Origin of the sequence: Streptococcus sp. sy018, from assembly GCF_007859185.1 — a bacterium.
GTDB lineage: Bacteria > Bacillota > Bacilli > Lactobacillales > Streptococcaceae > Streptococcus.
The window spans coordinates 95,507-114,484 of the sequence record NZ_VOHN01000002.1; the positions used below are offsets into that span (position 1 = coordinate 95,507).

At 39.6% G+C, this 18,978-nt stretch carries 22 protein-coding genes; 2 read left to right on the forward strand and 20 right to left on the reverse strand.

The features are described 5' to 3' along the window. Nucleotides 1-155 precede the first annotated feature (155 nt). The 14 genes from nagA to FRX52_RS02860 form a co-directional block, all read right to left on the reverse strand. Nucleotides 156-1,319 carry an N-acetylglucosamine-6-phosphate deacetylase gene (gene nagA / locus FRX52_RS02795; protein WP_146538418.1) on the reverse strand — a complete coding sequence of 388 codons (1,164 nt, stop codon included), beginning with the start codon at nt 1,317-1,319 and terminating at the stop codon, nt 156-158. A gap of 11 nt (nt 1,320-1,330) precedes the next feature. Continuing rightward, nucleotides 1,331-1,585 (reverse strand): membrane protein insertion efficiency factor YidD, encoded by a 255-nt coding sequence (yidD, locus tag FRX52_RS02800; RefSeq protein ID WP_146538419.1) that lies wholly within the window; start codon nt 1,583-1,585, stop codon nt 1,331-1,333. Continuing rightward, nucleotides 1,582-2,307: a pseudouridine synthase gene (locus FRX52_RS02805; RefSeq protein WP_146460978.1), complete on the reverse strand. Its 726-nt coding sequence runs from the start codon at nt 2,305-2,307 to the stop codon at nt 1,582-1,584. The genes yidD and FRX52_RS02805 overlap by 4 nt, the downstream gene beginning before the upstream one ends. 10 nt (nt 2,308-2,317) lie before the next feature. Continuing rightward, on the reverse strand, nt 2,318-2,884 hold the full coding sequence (scpB, locus tag FRX52_RS02810) for an SMC-Scp complex subunit ScpB (protein WP_146460975.1): 567 nt from the start codon (nt 2,882-2,884) through the stop codon (nt 2,318-2,320). 2 nt (nt 2,885-2,886) lie between these two features. Further along, nucleotides 2,887-3,588, reverse strand: a complete 702-nt coding sequence (locus FRX52_RS02815) for a segregation/condensation protein A (RefSeq protein WP_146538420.1) — start codon at nt 3,586-3,588, stop codon at nt 2,887-2,889. After that, nucleotides 3,588-4,343, reverse strand: a complete 756-nt coding sequence (gene xerD / locus FRX52_RS02820; protein ID WP_186603330.1) for a site-specific tyrosine recombinase XerD — start codon at nt 4,341-4,343, stop codon at nt 3,588-3,590. Before xerD ends, FRX52_RS02815 begins: the two co-directional genes overlap by 1 nt. Further along, nucleotides 4,312-4,782 carry a cyclic-di-AMP-binding protein CbpB gene (cbpB, locus tag FRX52_RS02825; RefSeq protein ID WP_146538422.1) on the reverse strand — a complete coding sequence of 157 codons (471 nt, stop codon included), beginning with the start codon at nt 4,780-4,782 and terminating at the stop codon, nt 4,312-4,314. The genes xerD and cbpB overlap by 32 nt, the downstream gene beginning before the upstream one ends. Beyond that, on the reverse strand, nt 4,779-5,297 hold the full coding sequence (locus tag FRX52_RS02830; RefSeq protein WP_146460967.1) for a metallophosphoesterase: 519 nt from the start codon (nt 5,295-5,297) through the stop codon (nt 4,779-4,781). The genes cbpB and FRX52_RS02830 overlap by 4 nt, the downstream gene beginning before the upstream one ends. After that, nucleotides 5,279-6,250 carry a nucleoside-triphosphate diphosphatase gene (locus FRX52_RS02835; protein ID WP_146538423.1) on the reverse strand — a complete coding sequence of 324 codons (972 nt, stop codon included), beginning with the start codon at nt 6,248-6,250 and terminating at the stop codon, nt 5,279-5,281. Before FRX52_RS02835 ends, FRX52_RS02830 begins: the two co-directional genes overlap by 19 nt. Next, the gene (gene racE, locus FRX52_RS02840) at nt 6,247-7,044 is read right to left on the reverse strand and encodes a glutamate racemase (protein WP_146538424.1); all 798 of its coding nucleotides are present in this window, start codon (nt 7,042-7,044) and stop codon (nt 6,247-6,249) included. Before racE ends, FRX52_RS02835 begins: the two co-directional genes overlap by 4 nt. A gap of 72 nt (nt 7,045-7,116) precedes the next feature. Beyond that, nucleotides 7,117-7,362 carry a YneF family protein gene (locus FRX52_RS02845; protein ID WP_146460961.1) on the reverse strand — a complete coding sequence of 82 codons (246 nt, stop codon included), beginning with the start codon at nt 7,360-7,362 and terminating at the stop codon, nt 7,117-7,119. A 117-nt stretch (nt 7,363-7,479) separates the two neighbouring features. Then, entirely contained in the window at nt 7,480-8,169 is a 690-nt protein-coding gene (locus tag FRX52_RS02850) for a Bax inhibitor-1/YccA family protein (protein ID WP_146538425.1), read from the reverse strand. 39 nt (nt 8,170-8,208) lie between these two features. Then, a complete protein-coding gene (locus FRX52_RS02855) occupies nt 8,209-8,676 on the reverse strand; it encodes an HD domain-containing protein (protein WP_146460957.1) in 468 nt (155 codons plus the stop codon). Nucleotides 8,677-8,712: 36 nt separating this feature from the next. After that, nucleotides 8,713-9,456, reverse strand: coding sequence for an RNA methyltransferase (locus FRX52_RS02860; protein WP_146538426.1), 744 nt, complete (start codon nt 9,454-9,456; stop codon nt 8,713-8,715). A gap of 68 nt (nt 9,457-9,524) precedes the next feature. Between FRX52_RS02860 and FRX52_RS02865 the strand changes: the two genes are divergently transcribed. Together FRX52_RS02865 and yidC are read left to right on the forward strand one after the other, a co-directional pair. After that, nucleotides 9,525-9,803 (forward strand): acylphosphatase, encoded by a 279-nt coding sequence (locus FRX52_RS02865; RefSeq protein ID WP_146495663.1) that lies wholly within the window; start codon nt 9,525-9,527, stop codon nt 9,801-9,803. Between the two features lie 78 nt (nt 9,804-9,881). Next, on the forward strand, nt 9,882-10,805 hold the full coding sequence (gene yidC / locus FRX52_RS02870; RefSeq protein WP_146538427.1) for a membrane protein insertase YidC: 924 nt from the start codon (nt 9,882-9,884) through the stop codon (nt 10,803-10,805). A gap of 76 nt (nt 10,806-10,881) precedes the next feature. Here the strand turns inward: yidC and greA are convergent, their stop codons facing one another. From greA to FRX52_RS02900, 6 genes are all read right to left on the reverse strand, one after another. Further along, complete coding sequence (greA, locus tag FRX52_RS02875; protein WP_146538428.1) at nt 10,882-11,364, reverse strand: transcription elongation factor GreA; 483 nt, start codon at nt 11,362-11,364, stop codon at nt 10,882-10,884. Nucleotides 11,365-11,457: 93 nt separating this feature from the next. After that, nucleotides 11,458-13,212, reverse strand: a complete 1,755-nt coding sequence (gene mltG, locus FRX52_RS02880) for an endolytic transglycosylase MltG (RefSeq protein ID WP_146538429.1) — start codon at nt 13,210-13,212, stop codon at nt 11,458-11,460. Nucleotides 13,213-13,267: 55 nt separating this feature from the next. Then, the gene (locus FRX52_RS02885) at nt 13,268-13,759 is read right to left on the reverse strand and encodes a GNAT family N-acetyltransferase (protein ID WP_146495655.1); all 492 of its coding nucleotides are present in this window, start codon (nt 13,757-13,759) and stop codon (nt 13,268-13,270) included. A gap of 12 nt (nt 13,760-13,771) precedes the next feature. After that, nucleotides 13,772-15,103, reverse strand: coding sequence for a UDP-N-acetylmuramate--L-alanine ligase (murC, locus tag FRX52_RS02890; protein WP_146495653.1), 1,332 nt, complete (start codon nt 15,101-15,103; stop codon nt 13,772-13,774). A 17-nt stretch (nt 15,104-15,120) separates the two neighbouring features. Then, complete coding sequence (locus tag FRX52_RS02895; RefSeq protein ID WP_261379142.1) at nt 15,121-15,699, reverse strand: hypothetical protein; 579 nt, start codon at nt 15,697-15,699, stop codon at nt 15,121-15,123. Nucleotides 15,700-15,802: 103 nt separating this feature from the next. After that, a complete protein-coding gene (locus FRX52_RS02900; RefSeq protein WP_146538430.1) occupies nt 15,803-18,883 on the reverse strand; it encodes a DEAD/DEAH box helicase in 3,081 nt (1,026 codons plus the stop codon). Between the last annotated feature and the right edge of the window lie 95 nt (nt 18,884-18,978).

Here is an 18,978-nt window from a genome sequence, read left to right on the forward strand (position 1 = left end):
ATTTTATGACTTCATTTGTATTGATTAAAGCATTGAATCGCCACCATTTATTGGTCTCCTGTCTAGCTTCCACCAACCTAGACTCGCTTTGAGGGTTCAATAAAATCTCTTTCAACACCTTTTATCTTATCATAAATTGATTGGCCTGTCTAATCTTACTTATCTTGTGACCAAACTTTTTGACCATTGAGATAAGTTGCTTGCAAGGTCATTTCCTTGTTTAAGACGATAAAATCAGCAGGCAAACCGGCTTTGATTTGACCGCACTCATCTAGCAAGTTCAAGGATTTAGCTGGAACGTAGCTAGCCATGCGAATAGCTGTCACCACGTCTGCCAAACCCCACTCAACCACATGTTTGACAGCATCTTTGAGTTGCAAGATAGAGCCAGCCAAATTACCACCATCCTTTAATCTAGCCGTCCCAGCTTCAACACGAACAGGGAACTCGCCTAGCATGTAGTCACCGTCTGCCATACCACCTGCACTCATACAGTCCGTAATCAAAGCCACACCATCATAGCCTTTTTGTTGCATCAACAAATCACAAGCCTTAGGATGAACATGATGACCGTCACAGATTAGCTCGGCATAAGTATTTGGCAGATGATAAACAGCTCCTAACATGCCTAGTTCACGATGGTTGAGTCCTCTCATGCCATTATAAGCATGAACCCAGATAGAAGCTCCTGCCTCTACGGCTTTTTCTGCCTCGTCATAGGTAGAGTCAGAATGCCCCAAGGCTACTGTCACACCTTGTTCTGTCGCATATTTGACAAATTCGACTGTTCCTTCACGTTCAGGAGCTAGGGCTATTTTGGACAAAAGCCCTTGTGAACTCGCCAACCACTGATCCAATTCAGCAATACTTGGATTTCGCATGTAACTAGGATTTTGTGCTCCCTTATACGTTTCGGTAAAATAAGGTCCTTCAAAATAAAGCCCTTGAATTTTACTGCCCTGAACGGTATCTTTGGCTGTCACTACCAACTGACAAACCTTGTTCAAAGTGTCAAAATCAGCCGTTAGAGCAGTTGGTAAAAAGCTGGTCACCCCTGTTTCTAACAAGGACTGACTCATACGTTCTAAACTCTCTAGTTGACAATCCATGACATCGGCTCCTGCATACCCATGAATATGGGTATCAAACAAACCAGGAGCAATCACATAGCCACTATAATCTAAAATCTCAGCCTCTTCTGGCACCTGCTCTTGCCACTGACCAAATCGACCATTTTCAATCGCTAAAAAGCCACCGACTTTTTCTTCATAAGGGTAAATAAACCCATCAGCTTTGATAAACATGCTTACTCCTTTCATCAGAAAAACTTCTACAACTCACCATCTGATTCTGTTTGATTGGCTCTCAGTGAAAACTTATCTGGCACAGGATCCCAGCCACCTTTGACAAAGGGATGGCAGCGGCAAATCCTTACCAAGCCCATGACAAGACCCTTGATACCATGACGCTCAACTGCTTCAATCATATAGGCAGAACACGTTGGACGATAGACACATGAGGGTGGAAACAAGGGCGAAATCAAACGCTGATACGACCTAACCATATAAATGATTAGCGACTTCATTTGACCTTGTTGATGGCTGCATTATGTAGCTGGCTGATTTCTTTTTTATTCAAACGGCGAGATTGACCTGGGCGTAAGCCAGTCAAATCAAGCGTTCCAAAGCGTGTTCGTGACAATTTATCAACCAAAAGCCCTACACTTTCAAACATCTTTTTAACCTGATGATGACGCCCTTCATGGATAATCAATTCAACAACGGAACGATTTTTTTCAGGATCAACCTTAATGATTGAATAACGAGCTGGCTTGGTTTTTTTACCGTCAATTACCACACCACGAGTTAGGGGACGTAAATTGTCCTTGGTTGCAATACCCTTTAGGCGAGCCACATAGACTTTGTCAATCTCATTGCGAGGATGAATCATCTTATCAGTAAAATCACCGTCATTGGTCAAGATCAAAAGACCTGTCGTATCCCAATCCAAACGACCAACAGGGTAGATACGCTCCTTGACTTGAGGGAGTAAATCAATCACGGTTTGTCTGCCCTTGTCATCTGACACACTGGAAATGACTCCACGAGGTTTATTGAGCAGGTAGTACACCTTTTCTTCGTTATAAATGGGGCTACCACTCACTTCTACGACATCTCCAGATTTGACTTGAGTAGCTAAGTCAGTAATCACTTGACCATTGAGCGTTACCAACCCCTTTTTAATCAATTCTTCTGCCTTACGGCGACTGCTCACTCCGGCATGGGCCATATATTTGTTAATTCTCATCTTCTTTTCCTTATTCTTCTGCTAAATCTTCTGTATTAAAAAGCGAAATTGGCTCTTCCGTCACGGCTAAATCTGACACATCTATCAATTCCGATAACTCATTGATTCCCAAGTAATCTAGGAAATAAGCCGTGGTCCGATAGAGATTGGGACGACCCAAGACATCTTTTTTTCCAGCTTCTTCAATCAAGTTAAAAGCCTGTAACTTGCTAATGGCTCCACTCGAATTGACCCCTCTAATCGCATCTACTTCCACCCGAGTAATCGGTTGTTTATAAGCAATGATTGATAAAACTTCTAGACTAGCTCGTGATAGGCTTTGATTGATTGGTGTTTGGGCATAACGACCAAGTAAGTCTGCATGCACGTCTTTTGTGACCAACTTATAACGATTGGCTGAGAGTAACAAAGACAAACTTGATGTTTCGTCATTTTGATATTTGTCACTTAGTTGGTCTAGTTGTTGCAAAAGAGCTGAGGGAAGCACATCTAATAATTCTGTCAACTGTCTTAAACTAAGACCATCTTCTCCAGCCACAAACAAGAGTGCTTCTAAAGCTGCTAAATCATTTGCCATGTTCACTCCTTTTCCAAATAAATCTCACCAAAATTAACCGCTTGGCTAAAGGATAGCTGACCAATTTTTATCAATTCCAAACAGGCTAAAAATAAGGTAATCAACTCATTGACAGCTGTCGTTTGCGAAAACAATTGTGACAGACTCAGTTTTCTGGCTTGCGCAAATCTTTCTTCCAACCAAACCATCATGTCTTCAATCCGATAATCCTCAGCTTCAATCAAAGTATGACTAGTTTTAAATTCTTCCTGTTTTTTAGCCATAATCTTGGCAAAAGCAAGGTACAAATCTAGCGGTGTCTTATCTTGTTTCAAACTGATTTCTTCATGAATCAATTCTTGCTTAGCTTTTGAAAAATGACGGGATCGCTGCTCATGCTGGACAGCCAACTCTTGACTTAGCTCCTTAAAACGAGCATATTCTTCAATCTGACTCAAAAGTTCATACTCAGGCGTTTCTTCAACAGGCTGACTTTCTACCACCTTAGGTAGCAACTTACGACTCTTGATTAACATGAGCTGACTGGCCATCACCATGTAGTCACCAGCAATCTCTAATTTCAGTGTTTTCAACGTGGCTAAATAGGTCAGATATTGCTCAATCACTTCAACGATAGGCACATCATAAATATCCACCTCATACTTGGAAACCAAGTGCAAAAGCAAATCTAAGGGGCCTTCAAAATCTTTTAGTTTTATGTCCATTAGTGATAATACTTCTCCAGAGTGATGGGGGATTTTAGTCCTAGACGCTTGGCCAGGGTTGACAAATCAAGTCCTGCTGCCAGTTGCCGTTTGATGTATTCTTCACGCAAAGAATGAGCCGTCAGGCTTGTTAAACCCTTGTTTTTGAGATATGTCGTCAACACACGATGAAACCATTGCCGTGAATAGGGATTTCCCCCATGTTCAAAAACATAGGTTTGATTTTGCGGCAGGGAAAAATAAGTCAAAAATCGTTCAGACAAGGGTAAAATCCTCACCTGTTGTTTATTGACCAAGCGTAAAATTCTCAACTCAAGTTCAAACCATCCTACTTCCAAGGATAAGATCTGACTTGGCGTCAAACCAAGCTCTACAATAAATAGGGCTAACAGTTGACCAATGTCTTTCTCTTTTTCCTGATAAAGACCAGACAAGTCCACTTGCTTTGTCTCTTTACTTGGTTTTGGTAATTTTTCTTGACTGGTCAAGCGATAAAACGTTTGAAGTTGACCTGATTGATAAAGGTAGTATAAAAACTGATTAACAACAGACAACTTACGATTTTTAGCTGAAGCCTTGAGTGGTAATAAAAACTGCTCATAACGAGATAAGCTACTTCTATCAATCTGTTCAGCAACCACTTGGCAAAATTGGTCTAAATCATAAGCATAGGCCTGATAGGAATTTTTAGCCAGTTGTCGTTGCTTCAAAAACTGGGCAATCTCATTCTTGAGATGATTTTGGGCTAATGTCATAATAATGTTTGAAATCATGAAGCAGGCTATTTAAAGCCTTGAGAATGGATTTACGCGTAATAATCCCAACAAGGATATGGTCTTGTAAAACGGGCAGAAAGGACGCATCTACCAATTTGTGCATGACCTCTGTCAAATTAGCGTTCAAAGCCACTGTCGGTAGTTCCTTATTAACCATTAAGCCAATATTCAAATCAGCCATTTCTATCTCAGACAGCTCATGTTCTTTTTGATAGTGGATAATGTCTGACATGCTGATGGTGCCAACATAAATTTTATCTTTAGTCATGACTGGTACGCGTGAAAAACCGTTATTGCTCAACAAGAGCAAGACATGCCCCACATTATGCGTGTCAATAAAAAGGGCCAATTCTTCTTCTGGCGTCAGATAGGTTTCCATATGAGCCAATAAAAATTCTTCAAATTCTTTTGCAATCATCGTTGAAATTCCTTTGATAAAGGAGCATAAAGCTGGTGATTCAAATCAAAAAAATCCACCTTAATCTTATCTCCTGTCACCTCAATCTTAGCATAAAGTTTTTCTCTAACCTCTCCACGAGGTTGCTCAACACTGCCAGGATTAACAAAAACAATCTGCCCTTCCTGCCAAGCACTCGCCTGATGCAGATGACCATAAAGACAAATGTCTGCTCTTTCTTCTTGAGCCCATAGATTCAAACGATCCCAAAATAAGTTAATCAAATGATGATGACCATGAGTTTGAGCTACCCTTAACCCATCAAAATCCGTCACCAAACGTTCCGGATAATCTCCGCCATCACAGTTTCCACCAACGACTTGAATCCCTTCCCATAAGGGCAAGTTGCTAGGTAGTTCCGAGTCTCCATTGTGGAAAATAGCGTCCACCTTACCTTGATAATAATCTTTGATACTTTGCACAACGGCTTTATTGCCATGAGAATCACTCATCACAATTAGAGTGTAAGTTGCCATTTTGGAAAGACCTCCATTAGTTTTTTCACAGCCTGCCCACGATGAGATTGCTGATTTTTTTCTGTAGCTGATAATTGAGCGGCTGTTTGCCCTGTTTCTCCCACCAAAAAGATTGGATCATAGCCAAAACCATTCTCCCCCTTTGGTCCAAAGGCAATATAGCCCTCCCACTCGGCTGACACGACCAAACTGTCACGCTCTGGTACTGCAACAACCAAAGTGGTGTGAAATTGAGCTGAACGTCGCTTCAAGTCTGTAATCACAGCTAGTTCATGTAAAAGTTTAGCATTATTAGCCTGATCATCAGCACCTTGACCAGCAAATCTAGCCGACCAGACCCCAGGTAAACCGCCTAGCAGATCAACCTTTAGGCCGGAATCATCAGCCAAGACCATTTGACCAGTCAAATTGGCAATGGTTTCAGCTTTCAAACGAGCATTTTCTTCAAAGGTCATCCCAGTTTCTGCCACCTCAGGTAGATCAGGATAATCATTGAGATTCTGTACAGCTATGCCCAAAGGAGCAAACAAGTCACGGAATTCCTTGGTTTTGCCCTCATTACGAGTTGCAATTAAGAGATTACTATCCAATCCCCTTGTTTCACCAGCCAATAACTCTGACAGCTTGACCGTTGACTTAGCCGGCTGAATCCATAAAATCTTATCTTGCTCGGAGATGACCATTAACCCCTTAAAAGAAGTCAAAGTCAACTGACGTCCTTGCTCTTGATTGAGCATATCCAAGATAAACTGAACTAAAGCCAAGTTTGAGGATAGTTTGATGACAAACAGATCATAAGCAACAGAAGATTCTTCTCCCAATAAGATATGGTTTAAGTTATCATACATCGTTTTTGGATAATCAACAAAAGAATGGATTGAGGGACCTGCAACTCCCCATTTGGCAACAAACCAGTCTTCTTCTGTCTTATACTCATATAATTTTTCACTCATAGATCAACATGCTCCACATTTATCTCGATTTTTAACCAATTTTCAGCAATTTCTTTGAAAATTTTAGCACTGGCCGTCGTATAAAAACGGTGATTGGGTTCTCCCTCTTGCCAACTGCGATTTAGTTGGAAATAATTCAACAAAACCGACACATCACGAATACATTCTGCTCCACTATCAATTAGACTTACCCCATCTCCTACTGCTTCTTGAATAAGCGGTCTTAACAAGGGATAGTGTGTACACCCCAAAACTAAGGTATCCACTCCTTGATCAATCATCGGAATCAAACTTTCATAAACCACTTGTCTGGCTAAGTTAGAACTAATTTCATTGGACTCAACCAAGGGAGCAAATCGCGGACAAGATAGGCTCATCACCTCTGTTTGTGGAGAAAGTAATTGGATTTTTTCACGATAAATATCTGATTGAATGGTCATAGGTGTGCCAATCACTCCGATTTTACCACCTTGATTGGTCTGAATAGCAGCACTTGCTCCAGGTAAAATAACCCCGATAACAGGTATGTCTAATTTTGCCTTAATGTCTTCCCAGACAACAGCAGTTGCTGTATTACAGGCAATAACGATCATTTTAACATCTTTGGTTAAAAGAAATCTAACCAAGTCCCAAGTAAAGTCACGAATCTGTTCAGCAGATCTAGGGCCATAAGGTGCCCTAGCCGAGTCACCAATATAGACAACCTCTTCTTGAGGTAGCTGCCTTATCAACTCTTTCACTACCGTTAGACCACCCACGCCAGAATCTAAAAAACCAATCGGCCGATTATCCATAGGACCTCCACTTTATGTCTTACTTGCTACTACAAAGAAAGAGCAGAAAATCCCTTCCCTGCTCCCCATCAGTTATTTTTTCTTAGCCTTTGTTTTAGCAGCTTGTTGTTGCTTGTTCATTTGACGGACAACTTGTTGCACCTTAGCTTCACTTGGTTTTTGACCCATTTGGCTCATCATGGTACGAATCACATCAGCATTAAGTGGTGGGTTTTCTTCCAAATATTTTTCCATTTGCTTACGAGCGATAAAGGTTCCACCTACAAGCCCTCCAAAAAAAGCAATGATTACAATTACAATCCAAAGAAATGTTGACATCTTTTCTCTCCTAATTTTTTTACCAACCCATTATATCAAAAATTCAGTAAAATAACAAAATTTATCTCCAAACAAAATCACTGGAAGCATCTTCCAGTGACTATTGTTTATTAAACATCAATCATTTCTACCCATAATACGCAACAGGCTGAGAAACAGATTGATAAAGTCTAAATAAAGGCTTAGAGCCATCGAAATCGCCCAACCATCTGTTACTTGTCCTTGTTGTTGAAGGTAAACACGTTTAATCAATTGATTGTCATAAGCAATCAAGCCAGAAAAAACAAAGACAGAGATAATACTCACCACGTAAGACATCAAACTGCTAGCAAAGAAAATATTCACCAAGCTAGCAATCATAATACCAATTAAGGCTGCCATCATCGCCTTTCTCATGCCAGACAAGTCTTTTTTAATGGTAAGACCAAGAACGGCCATCACCATGAAAACAAGAGCTGACGATAATAGAGCTTGAAAAACTGTTGCTTGAGCGTAAGCTAACAACATAAAGCTCATGGTAAAACCATTTAAAGCAGAATAGCCCAAGAAAATAGGTAGAGCCATTGGAGTATTTTTACGAGCTGCCCCACTAGCAATAAAAACAAGAGCAACTTCAAGAAACATCCCCCCATAATAAAGCCAAGAGTAGTTTGTCAAAATCACTTGCATATTGGCAGGGAAAACATACAGCATTAGTCCTGCCACTGCTGCAGACAAGCCTATTCCCATGCCAACTAAACCATAAATTTTGGCATAAAAAGCAGCCAAGCCGGTATCTGTTTGTGTATAAGTAACGGTTTGATTCATCTTACTTCTCCTAAAATTTTACTTTTTCAATATTCTTGGTCATTTTTTAGCCAAGTATTTTCTAAAAGGAGTTAGGGCCTCCTTAACTGCCCAATATTTATCAACCATGGTCACAATATAGCTTTCCTTATAACGAGGAAAAGCCAGCGTTGCTCCCCACATGTGCTTCAAGATAATATCTTCTTCACGTTTGTTGAGATTGATGAGTTTTCTAGCATTGCGAACAGCAATTCGAGGATGAACCCAAGCATGACTTTTATTAAATTTTGTCACTCGCCAATCATAATAAAAGAAATCATGCAAAAGGCCACCACGAGCCGTACTTTTCGCATCCCAACCAAATTTTTTAGCAATTTTATAACTCGTATAGGCAACGTTAATCGAATGCTCTAATCGTGTCGAGTGCTGATGTTGGACAATCGGTGCCAACTTTTGAAATCTCGGATGAGCAATCAAATGACCCACGTAGTCCATAAATTCTCGATCTTTTTGATAATTTTTTGTCATTATTAAACCTCTGTCGCTAATTTTAGTCTATCGGTCTTAAATAAAACTAAACATCAAAATGCCCGCAGCAACAGCTACATTCAGACTTTCTGCTTGACCAGGCATATTGATATGGACTAGAAGATCGGCTTGAGTTGCCATTTCTTGCGAAATCCCTTGACCTTCATTGCCAAAAACCAAAGCAAAATTACTCAAGTCAGACAGACTGCGATAATCCACGGATTTTTTTGACAAGGTTGTTGCTAGGCAGGTTACACCACTTGCTTGCATTTGGTTAAGATAAGTCAAGACATTCCCTCGATAAATGGGAAGATGAAAATGACTACCCTGCATAGATCGTAAGGTCTTAGCATTATAAATATCAGCTGACTTTTCTGAAATAAAAACTGCATCAAAACCTGCGGCATCAGCCGTTCGTACCATTGTTCCTAGATTACCTGGATCTTGGACATCTTCCAAAATCAGATACTTACCTTTAAACTGACTTGGGGGCATCATATTAGGTAGAGCTATTTCCGCCACAATACCTTGAGGAGTTGGCGAGGTTGACAAGTCTTTAAGAATTTCGGGTGAAACAAGAATCAGTTGCCCCTCATAGTCTCTTAGCTGGCTAATTTGATCAGCAACAACAAATACCCTGAGAATTTCTGCCTTCGCCCGCACTGCTTCTTCAAATAAATGCCAACCTTCAATCAAATAAGACGATTGGCGATGTTTTTTTTGTAATAATTTCTTGGTTTGCTTGATTAAAGGATTAGCCTTTGATGTTATCTCAATCATGTTTACATTATATCATATTTAAGACCAAGCTATGTTATAATAACATTAACAAATCAAAGGAGAACATCATGCACAAACTACGTCTCTTAGTTTCTGGTCGAGTTCAAGGAGTCGGCTTTCGCTACGCTGTTCTTGGACTTGCTTTAGAACTAGAAGGAATCACTGGTCGAGTCTGGAATAATAGTGACGGTACGGTTGAAATTTTAGCTCAATCTGACAAGCCTCAACTCCTAGCCAAATTTACCCAAGAAATCCGGAAAAATCCTTCCCCCTTATCCAAGGTCACTTATGTGGATGTGACTACAGCCAATTTTTCTTCATTCAGCGATTTTCAAATCATTTCTTAAATTCCAACTAAGGAACTATTGAGAAATTTAATAAAAAAAGGTAAAATAAAGGGTATCTTAAAAATCGAGGAAATGATAGTGAACAAAAAACAAAAACGATTACTCCAGTCAGGACTCGGCCTGAGCCTTCTGTTTCTTTTAGCTGGCTGTGTCCAACAAAAAAATGGTGTCCCAACAGGAGAAGGTTGGGTCTATAACCTACTAGTTGAACCTATGGGACGCTTTATCCAGTATTTTGCTAATGATATGGGACTCGGTTTTGGCATTGCCATTATTCTTGTCACCATTGTTGTGCGTTTTCTAATTTTACCACTAGGACTTTATCAAAGTTGGAAAGCGAGCTACCAGTCTGAAAAAATGGCTTATCTCAAACCTATCTTTGAGCCTTTGCAAAAACGCATGCAAGAAGCAAATACCCAAGAAGAAAAATTAGCTGCCCAAACAGCCTTTATGGCTGCCCAGCGTGAGAATGGCGTTAGCATGCTGGGGGGTATCGGCTGTATGCCACTCTTGATTCAACTACCTTTCTTTTCTGCTCTTTTCTATGCTGCTCGCTTTACTGAAGGTATTGCTGGAAAAACATTCCTTTGGTTCCGACTTGACCAACCAGACTTGATTTTGGTCTTAATTGTCGGTGCACTGTACTTTGCTCAATCGTGGTTATCTATGCAAGGCATGCAAAATATGTCACCTGAACAAGGTAAACAAATGCAAACCATGATGTATATGACGCCTCTAATGATGGTCATGATGTCATTTAGTATGCCAGCAGGGGTGACACTTTATTGGTTTGTCGGTGGTATTTTCTCAATCCTCCAACAACTCATTACCATGTATATTCTTAAACCTAAACTTCGCCAAAAGGTAGAGGCAGAATTTGCTAAAAACCCACCAAAAGCTTACCAAGCTCCAAAGACGCGTAAAGATGTGACACCACAAATGACACAAGCTATTCATCAACCAAGCAATCGTAATGCTGGTAAACAACGTAGCAAACGCTAAGATAAAAAGCTATCTAAATTAGATGGCTTTTTTAATAACTAAAAAGACTAAAACCTAAGGGCTTCAGTCTTTTTGATTAAGTTGTTTTAATCACACTAACAATTTCTAATTGGTAGGCTCCACCTGGCGCTTCAATCTTAGCCACATCCCCAACTTTTTTACCAATAAGGGCTTGAGCTACAGGGCTTTCATTAGAAATTTTCCCTGAAAAAATATCTGCACTGGCAGCACCAACGATTGAGTAGGTTACTTCTTTACCACTATCCAGTTGTTTTACCACAACGGTTCGACCAATAGCTACCTCATCCTTTGCAACCGCATCACTATCGATAATTTCAGCATAACGAATCTTGGTTTCTAGAGTTGAAATTTGATCTTCCACAAAAGCCTGTTCATCTTTTGCTGCATCATACTCACTATTTTCTGACAAGTCACCGTACGAACGAGCAATTTTAATTCGTTCAACAACTTCAGGACGACGGACAAGTTTTAGTTCTTCCAGTTCTTTTTCTAGCTGTTCTTTTTCAGCTAGGGTCATTTGATAGGTTTTTTCTGCCATAATATTTCATTTCCTTTTCTGATTTTTTATTCTTCAAAAACCAAAGAGCAGCAGGGCAACCCCTACGCTCTTTTTATGGTTACTATTTTGTCATTAGTTTAACTGACTATTGACATATTTTTCAACATTAGCTGAATGTTCTTCATAAGTTTCAGCATAATAAACACTACCAGTCTTAACATCTGCTACAAAGTAGAGATAATTCGTATTGGCTGGAGCAATGGTTGCTTTAATCGCTGATAAGCTTGGACTATCTACTGGCCCTGGCATCAAACCTGGATTTTGATAGATGTTATAAGGCGACGCAATACCAGTATCGATTGCAGCGTCTTCTGCCAAGGTCGTTTTTTGACCGAGTTTGCCCATAGCATACAAGATAGCGATGTTACTTTGCAAAGGCATGTTTTCAGCCAAACGATTATAGAATACGCTAGCAATCATCTTACGATCGTCATCTGTTGAGCCTTCTTTTTCAACCAGAGAAGCCAGTGTTAAAACTTCATTGACGGTCTTACCAGAAGCGACAATCTGATCATAGTAAGGCGATAGTTGACTATCCATCGTCGCAATCATGTCCTCAACAACTTCTTCCAAGGTTGTTTCTTCATAGTAGTTATAAGTCGCTGGGAAAAGATAACCTTCCAGTTGGTAACGAGCATCTGTGGTTGATGGCAAGTCAGCTAACAAATTCGGATATTTTTGCACCATTTTATTGATAAAGCTACTATCTGTCATCAAAGCAAGAAAATCTTCCTTGCTAAATGGTGTTTTGTCTGTCGTGTCCTTGGTATTGGCATTACTAGTAATCGCTTGAGCAATCTGATCAATGGTGTAACCTTCTGTGACCAAAATTTTACCAAGAGCTGGACGAGTTGGTTCTGCTGTCCCACCTTTTTGTAGTTCTGCTACAATTTCATCTAAAGACATACTCTTTTGAAGATTGTAATAACCACTTTGGAAGTTGGTATAATTACGAAACTTGGTATAGTAATTAAAAATTGTTCCACTCTTAATCACACCAGATTGTTCTAAAATCTGACCAATCATCTTGTTACCAGAACCTGATGGAATTTCAACCTGAACATAGTCAGTTGATGTTTTATCAGCCGGATTGATACCTGATTGAACATAACGATAACCAAAGAAAGCCGTGATTAACAAGACCAACAAAATAGCTGCAATCAAGCCACGAGAAATACGTCTGGCCAAATGGTCTGTTCGTTCCTGTTTACTTAAATAAACAGGTTCTTCTTCAAGGACATCCTCATCTTCAAAGGCAACGACTTCCTCTTGCTCCACCATATCGTCTCTATTTGAACTTGAAAAAATCTCAGGATTTGTTTGTGCTTCTGGTGCCAAGCCCAGTCCGTGATTAGTTGATACTTCTGAAGCAGATAACTCTTCTTCCTGTAAATCAGCTAGACCGACCAAATCAGATAGATTTTGTGTCTGAACTAACTCTAACGGTTCATCTTGTGGCACAAATTGAGAGAAGTCTTGATCTCGATTGAAATCAATCGTTTCTGAAAGATCTGGTTCAAGTTCAACCTGCTCCATCTCTTGGTCAGTCACTAAGTTTTCAACACGAATATCCTCAAGGGCAGCCTGTGCTTGACGCTCTAACTCTTCCCTTTCTTCTGTTGTTCGTAGTTCTTCTAAACGTTTTTGTTCTTCATATTCTGCTAAAAGCTGAGCTGTGCGTTTGGCAGCTTCTTCTGCTTCTAACTGTTTTTGTCGTAGTTCTTCTTCTCGAATCTTACGCAAACGATTGGCTTCTTCCAATTCAGCTAAAATCTGTTCTTTGAAAGAGCGGCCTGTTTGAGCTTTTGGCTTATCATTATCAGTCAAATTCTCAACCTCCCATTTTTATCAAAGGCCATTATACCTTAAAAATCAAGGAAAATCAAGCAGGAGCATACCAAACCAGATTATACCATTGATAACCACCTAAATTTGACGTGTTTGATTCGCCCTCGTCAACAAAACCATTCATGACATAATAACTAATTAAATGGTCATGACAGGTTAAACTCAGCCCTTGGCGATCTTGGGCCACTGCCAAATCTTTCATTGTTGCTAATAGGCTACTGCCAATCCCTTGCCCTTGATGACTTTTAGCTACCGATAAGGCACTAATGATGAAATAACCACCATCAACTTGATTGGGAACTGCTCCCATAAAAACGTCATCTTTCAGATATTTATCTTGACGAGCATGAGCCGTAATATAACCCACCACTTGATTATCTATTTCTGCTACTAGAAAACTATCGCTGATCGTTTTAATCTGCTCACTCATAGCTGTTTCTGTAATGGCCTCATCAGGTAGAAAATTCTCTCTTTCCAGAAACATTAAACGCTCTAAATCGTCTAGCCTAACTTGTCTAATCTGCATAACCATATCTTATTATTGGGTATTCGTTGCCAAGCTAGACACCAATTGTTCAAAGGCATGTTCATAGGTTTGAATATCACCTGCTCCCATAAAGACATAAACGGCATTGTCATGTTTCAAAAGAGGTGACACATTATCAGCCGTGATGATTTGAACGGGTTTTGTGATATTAGCGGCCAAATCATCAATCTTAACTTGACCATTATCCACCTCACGCGCTGACCCATAAATTTCTGCCAAATAAACTGCATCTGCATCATTAAGTGCAGCTGCAAACTCATCTAACAAGGCAATCGTACGAGTAAAGGTATGAGGTTGGAAAATAGCCACAACCTGCTTAGCTGGATATTTTTGGCGTGCAGCGTCTAAGGTTGCAATGATTTCTGTTGGGTGATGAGCAAAATCATCAATAATGATTTTATCATTAACAATTTTTTCTGTGAAACGACGTTTTACGCCTGCAAAGGTTTTAAGATGTTCAGCTACTAGGCTCATGTCAAACCCTGCAATATATAGGTTACCAATAACCGCCGTGGCATTCAAAATATTATGGCGACCAAAGGCAGGCACATGGAAGTTACCCAATTCTTTTTGACCATAACGCACCTTGAAATCCGATCCATTAGTCGTTCTAACCAAATCATAGGCGATAAAATCGCAATCCTCTTCAAAACCATAATAGTAAATAGGAGCATTAGCCGTCAAACGACGCAATAGTGGATCGCCACCAAAGATAAAGAGACCCTTAGTCACTTGTTTTGCATAGTCATCAAAGGCATTAAAGACATCATCCAAGCTCGTGAAATAATCTGGGTGATCAAAATCAATATTGGTGATAATGCTGTACTCAGGATGATAAGGTGCAAAATGACGCTCATATTCGTCTGATTCAAAAACAAAATACTCACTATTGGCTGAACCACGACCAGTTCCATCACCGATAAGATAAGACGTGTCTGTAATATTCTTCAAAACATGGGACAACAAACCAGTCGTTGAGGTCTTGCCATGTGCTCCTGCCACACCTAGACTGGTGAATTGACGCATGAATTCACCTAAAAACTCATGGTAACGTTTGAAGGGAATACCTTCTTTAATCGCCTTAGCTAGTTCAATGTTGTTATCTTCACGAAAGGCATTACCGGCAATCAATTCTAAATCAGCAGTAATGTTCTCTTCAGCAAAAGGTAGTACCGTAATGCCTGCTTCTTCTAAACCATATTGGGTGAAGTAGTACTTGTCCACATCGCTTCCTTGCACCTTGTGGCCCATTTGATGCAACATCAAGGCCAGGGCACTCATACCAGCCCCTTTAATCCCAATAAAGTGATAGATTTTTGTCATGATTTTCTCCTCATTTTTTACTCATCAAATCGTGTCAAATTCAATTCTTGTGCCACCTGACGCTCTTTTTGAACTTGATTCATCGTTCTATTATAAATTTGACTGGTTTTCAAAAAGTCATAATTATTTTTTTTCGGTTTATTCTTGCTAGAAAGATTTTTAGGTTCTTGATAAACAGTTGGCAACTCAGCCAAGATATAATCTGTCTGATGCAAGACTTGTGCTAGTTTACCCAAGGTTGTTAAGGGTTTTGTTTCCTTAGCCTTGTCTAAAGACTTAACACTTGATGTAAAACTTGACTTGGGTGCTAATTTAAGCTCCTGAGCCATCATGGTCTGACGTTTTTTTCTAACATCTTCCCTAGCCTGTTGACGCATGGTTTCCAAATAAGTACCATTTTTATCATCAGACAAGTTGACCTGTTTTGTCATCTGCACTGGCTGCTGATTGACCACTGGATTGCTATCATACTTTTCCATATAACTGCCGTGAATTTGACTGATTAAATCTTCCTTTTCATATAAATTCATGGCAGGGGCTGGTGTGATAATCGGTTCATTATCTGCCACCAAGGGATAGGATCTTTTTTGTTTCATCAAGAAAACCTCCTTTCTATGCTTGTTTATTATACCCTAAAACCAAGTTTTTTTCAAAGCCTTCTTGACTGAGAAAAAGAACGGCTCTTGACCATTCTTTCAGCTAATCCAGCCCTAAAATTTGCTTGATTTCAGCCAAACTTAGATTAGTTTTACTATCTTGACCATCTAGGACTGTTGTAATCAGATGACGCTTACGGTCTTGTAAAGCTAAAATTTTTTCTTCAATACTTCCTCGGGTTATCAAACGATAAACCGCTACAGGTCGTTCTTGTCCCAAACGATGTGCACGACCAATCGCCTGCATCTCAACGGCAGGATTCCACCATAAATCTACTAGAATTACCGTATCTGCCCCTGTTAAATTAAGACCTACCCCACCAGCTTTTAAGGAAATGAGAAAAACATCTCTTTGACCCGCATTAAATTGTTGGGTCATGTTTTGTCTTTTATCTGACGGGGTTGACCCTGTCAACTTAAAACTACTCAAAGACAAGTCTTGAAGAAGGCCCTCAATAATGTCTAGCATCCCCTTAAATTGAGAAAAAATCAAAACACGTCGTTGGTTTTTCTTTAACTGTATGAGCAGTTCGATTAGGCTATCGATTTTACCACTAGAACCTTGATAATCCATAAAAAGCGCTGGGGTATCACAGATTTGACGTAACCTCATCAAACCTGATAAAATTTCCATTTTTTTAGCTTGAAATTCCTGAGTCGAGGTGTGTGCAACCTGATCTTGCATTTGCCTTAATTGTGCCAAATAGATGCTTTTTTGCTCATCAGCCAATTCGTTATAATGTGTAATTTCAATCAAGTTTGGTAATTCTGGCAAGACATCTTCTTTTTTTCGCCGCAAAATAAAAGGAGAAATTCTTGTCGCAACCATTTGAGCTGACCAGCTTAAAAACTTAGACCGACTAGGCAAAAGCCCTGGCATAACAATTTGAAAAATAGACCAGATTTCCAACAGTTTATTTTCAATTGGTGTTCCAGACAAGGCAAAACAACGTTTGACTTCAAATTGACGCAACTGTTGTGCTAGTTTACTCTGATTATTTTTCATCATTTGAGCTTCATCCAAAATCAAATAATCAAACTGCTTGGCTTGATAAGTCAAAACATCCTGACGAAAGGCAGAATAACTGCTGATAATCACTTGATGGCCTTCAGCAATAATCTTATCTCGCAAGGATTTCGGACCATAAGCCACTGCCACATCTACGTCTGGAGCAAACCTTGCCCATTCTTCCTGCCAATTATAAATCAAGCTAGACGGTGCAAGAATCAAAACCCTTGTATCTGCAGTCATGCGAGAGGTCAAAAAGGCAATGGTCTGTAAGGTTTTTCCCAAACCCATATCATCTGCCAAGATACCACCAAACCCATAACGATCAAGCATACTTAACCACTTAACCCCAATTTGCTGGTAGTCACGTAAATTCGCCTTGATGTTTAATTCAGGTAATTCCAATTCTTCTGGATGCCTTAAATCATAGGCCAACTGTTCAAATGGTGCTGAAAAATTCACGCGCGACATGGACCGAGTTAGACTTTCTAGTTGAAAAGCACTTAAAATAGGAAGGCTCAATTTCCCCGGCTCAATCGTTTCTACTGATGTAACTTGCAAGGCTTGACTAATTTTCTGCGTCATGTCATCAAACTCAACCAGTTGACCTGATTGATTGATAAAAAAAGACTCATTTGCCAAGAGGGCTGACATGGCTAACTCAACATCATCTTCGGTAATACCTGTAAAATCAAAGGAAATTGCAAGTAACCCTTCTTGATAGTCAATTAAAACGTTAGGGGCAAGTTCTTTTTTTCGCCTGTCCAAATCTTCTGATAATCTTACCAGTCCCAATTGTTGTAATTGTGGTAAGGTTTGATGAAAAAATTGATGCAAATGAGATGACCTTAATGGTGGATGATAGGCGGTAAAATCACCAATAAAACCACATGCCTTAATCGTCTGAAAAACTGCCTTTTCATGTTCAAAATGACTGGTAAAAGGCAACGCCGACAAGTCTTGACGATTATGAACCACTGCTTGACCGTAATCAAAAACCGTTCTCAACACAAGACGACCATCATTTGCTATATCCAAATCAAAACTTGGCACAAAATCCTTAATCACAAATTCTTCTGGTGCAATTACCTGACCCAAACTTTGAAACGCCAATAGACTAGCTGCCAGTTGAGCCTGTTCTGATTTTAGAAAACTAATCATTCTCTTTTTGTCATCTATCACAGGCAAACTCTGTATTGCTGTCAATAGACGCATTTGCTTATTATTTAGACGATAAAAAGTTCCTTGATGCCACAAGTATTCCTTATCAAAAAACAGTTGGTCTGTCAATGCTTCACAAATCAGCTCAATCTGATTTTCTTGATTATTTACCTTAAAGAGATAAAATCCATCATTTCCAGTCAACTCAGCAAAAGTGATTCGACTATAGTTGATCTGATCCATTTCTAAAGAAAAATCGTACAAGTCTGCTAACAAAAGCAACCCCTGTTCAAAGACACTAACAGGCAAACTAAGGTGACGCGCTTGATTAGGAAAATAATAGTCCAATAATACAGACTGACCTTGTGGTAGTAAGCGCCAAAGAAACTCAATTAATCGTTGACTTGCTTGATCAAAGTTTTCCAAAGACAAAGGCTCAAAATACTGTTTGCCAAGTTGATAATGCGATTTTCGACGAAGACCTTGCAAAAAACTTTTGATATCACGAATAATATATTGACGGTTATCTGGTAAACGATTGATTTTCAAAGTCCACCAAAAATCAGAAGAATAAGGATTGGGCTCGCCAAATGCTGACAAGCGATAATCCCTCTCACTATCTTGAGTCAAGTCCAGCTGATCCAAAAATAATTTACCAAGTGATGCTACCACTTCTACGGGCTCTGGAATAGATTTTTCTTGCTCTACAAGATGTTGGAGCAATTTATCATTTTTAAGTGCATGTTCCACAGCTGCTAGATGTTGACAATATTGTTTTTGTAAAAAACAATCACATTGACAGTGCGTCTCGCTCTCTTGTGAAGAAAATTGAAGGGCTACCTGATCCACTTGAAACAATAAGCTTTTCGCTTCTTCTTTTTCAAACGTCACTAAACCTTTCTCATAAAGAGATATCCCTTCATTTCTCACACGACTCGGAATCATTCGCACCATAGTTTACAGTCCTCCTTATCCCTTCATTATATCAAATTTCTCTTTCTTTTACTGAAAAATCCAGTCAATACTCCAGACACAAAAAACCAGACTTG

Coding starts and splice junctions, on each gene's coding strand:
- nagA (WP_146538418.1), bottom strand. CDS start 1,319: ATGAAAGGAGTAAGCATGTTTATCAAAGCTGATGGGTTTATTTACCCT.
- yidD (WP_146538419.1), bottom strand. CDS start 1,585: ATGAAGTCGCTAATCATTTATATGGTTAGGTCGTATCAGCGTTTGATT.
- FRX52_RS02805 (WP_146460978.1), bottom strand. CDS start 2,307: ATGAGAATTAACAAATATATGGCCCATGCCGGAGTGAGCAGTCGCCGT.
- scpB (WP_146460975.1), bottom strand. CDS start 2,884: ATGGCAAATGATTTAGCAGCTTTAGAAGCACTCTTGTTTGTGGCTGGA.
- FRX52_RS02815 (WP_146538420.1), bottom strand. CDS start 3,588: ATGGACATAAAACTAAAAGATTTTGAAGGCCCCTTAGATTTGCTTTTG.
- xerD (WP_186603330.1), bottom strand. CDS start 4,343: ATGACATTAGCCCAAAATCATCTCAAGAATGAGATTGCCCAGTTTTTG.
- cbpB (WP_146538422.1), bottom strand. CDS start 4,782: ATGATTGCAAAAGAATTTGAAGAATTTTTATTGGCTCATATGGAAACC.
- FRX52_RS02830 (WP_146460967.1), bottom strand. CDS start 5,297: ATGGCAACTTACACTCTAATTGTGATGAGTGATTCTCATGGCAATAAA.
- FRX52_RS02835 (WP_146538423.1), bottom strand. CDS start 6,250: ATGAGTGAAAAATTATATGAGTATAAGACAGAAGAAGACTGGTTTGTT.
- racE (WP_146538424.1), bottom strand. CDS start 7,044: ATGGATAATCGGCCGATTGGTTTTTTAGATTCTGGCGTGGGTGGTCTA.
- FRX52_RS02845 (WP_146460961.1), bottom strand. CDS start 7,362: ATGTCAACATTTCTTTGGATTGTAATTGTAATCATTGCTTTTTTTGGA.
- FRX52_RS02850 (WP_146538425.1), bottom strand. CDS start 8,169: ATGAATCAAACCGTTACTTATACACAAACAGATACCGGCTTGGCTGCT.
- FRX52_RS02855 (WP_146460957.1), bottom strand. CDS start 8,676: ATGACAAAAAATTATCAAAAAGATCGAGAATTTATGGACTACGTGGGT.
- FRX52_RS02860 (WP_146538426.1), bottom strand. CDS start 9,456: ATGATTGAGATAACATCAAAGGCTAATCCTTTAATCAAGCAAACCAAG.
- FRX52_RS02865 (WP_146495663.1), top strand. CDS start 9,525: ATGCACAAACTACGTCTCTTAGTTTCTGGTCGAGTTCAAGGAGTCGGC.
- greA (WP_146538428.1), bottom strand. CDS start 11,364: ATGGCAGAAAAAACCTATCAAATGACCCTAGCTGAAAAAGAACAGCTA.
- FRX52_RS02885 (WP_146495655.1), bottom strand. CDS start 13,759: ATGCAGATTAGACAAGTTAGGCTAGACGATTTAGAGCGTTTAATGTTT.
- murC (WP_146495653.1), bottom strand. CDS start 15,103: ATGACAAAAATCTATCACTTTATTGGGATTAAAGGGGCTGGTATGAGT.
- FRX52_RS02895 (WP_261379142.1), bottom strand. CDS start 15,699: ATGAAACAAAAAAGATCCTATCCCTTGGTGGCAGATAATGAACCGATT.
- FRX52_RS02900 (WP_146538430.1), bottom strand. CDS start 18,883: ATGGTGCGAATGATTCCGAGTCGTGTGAGAAATGAAGGGATATCTCTT.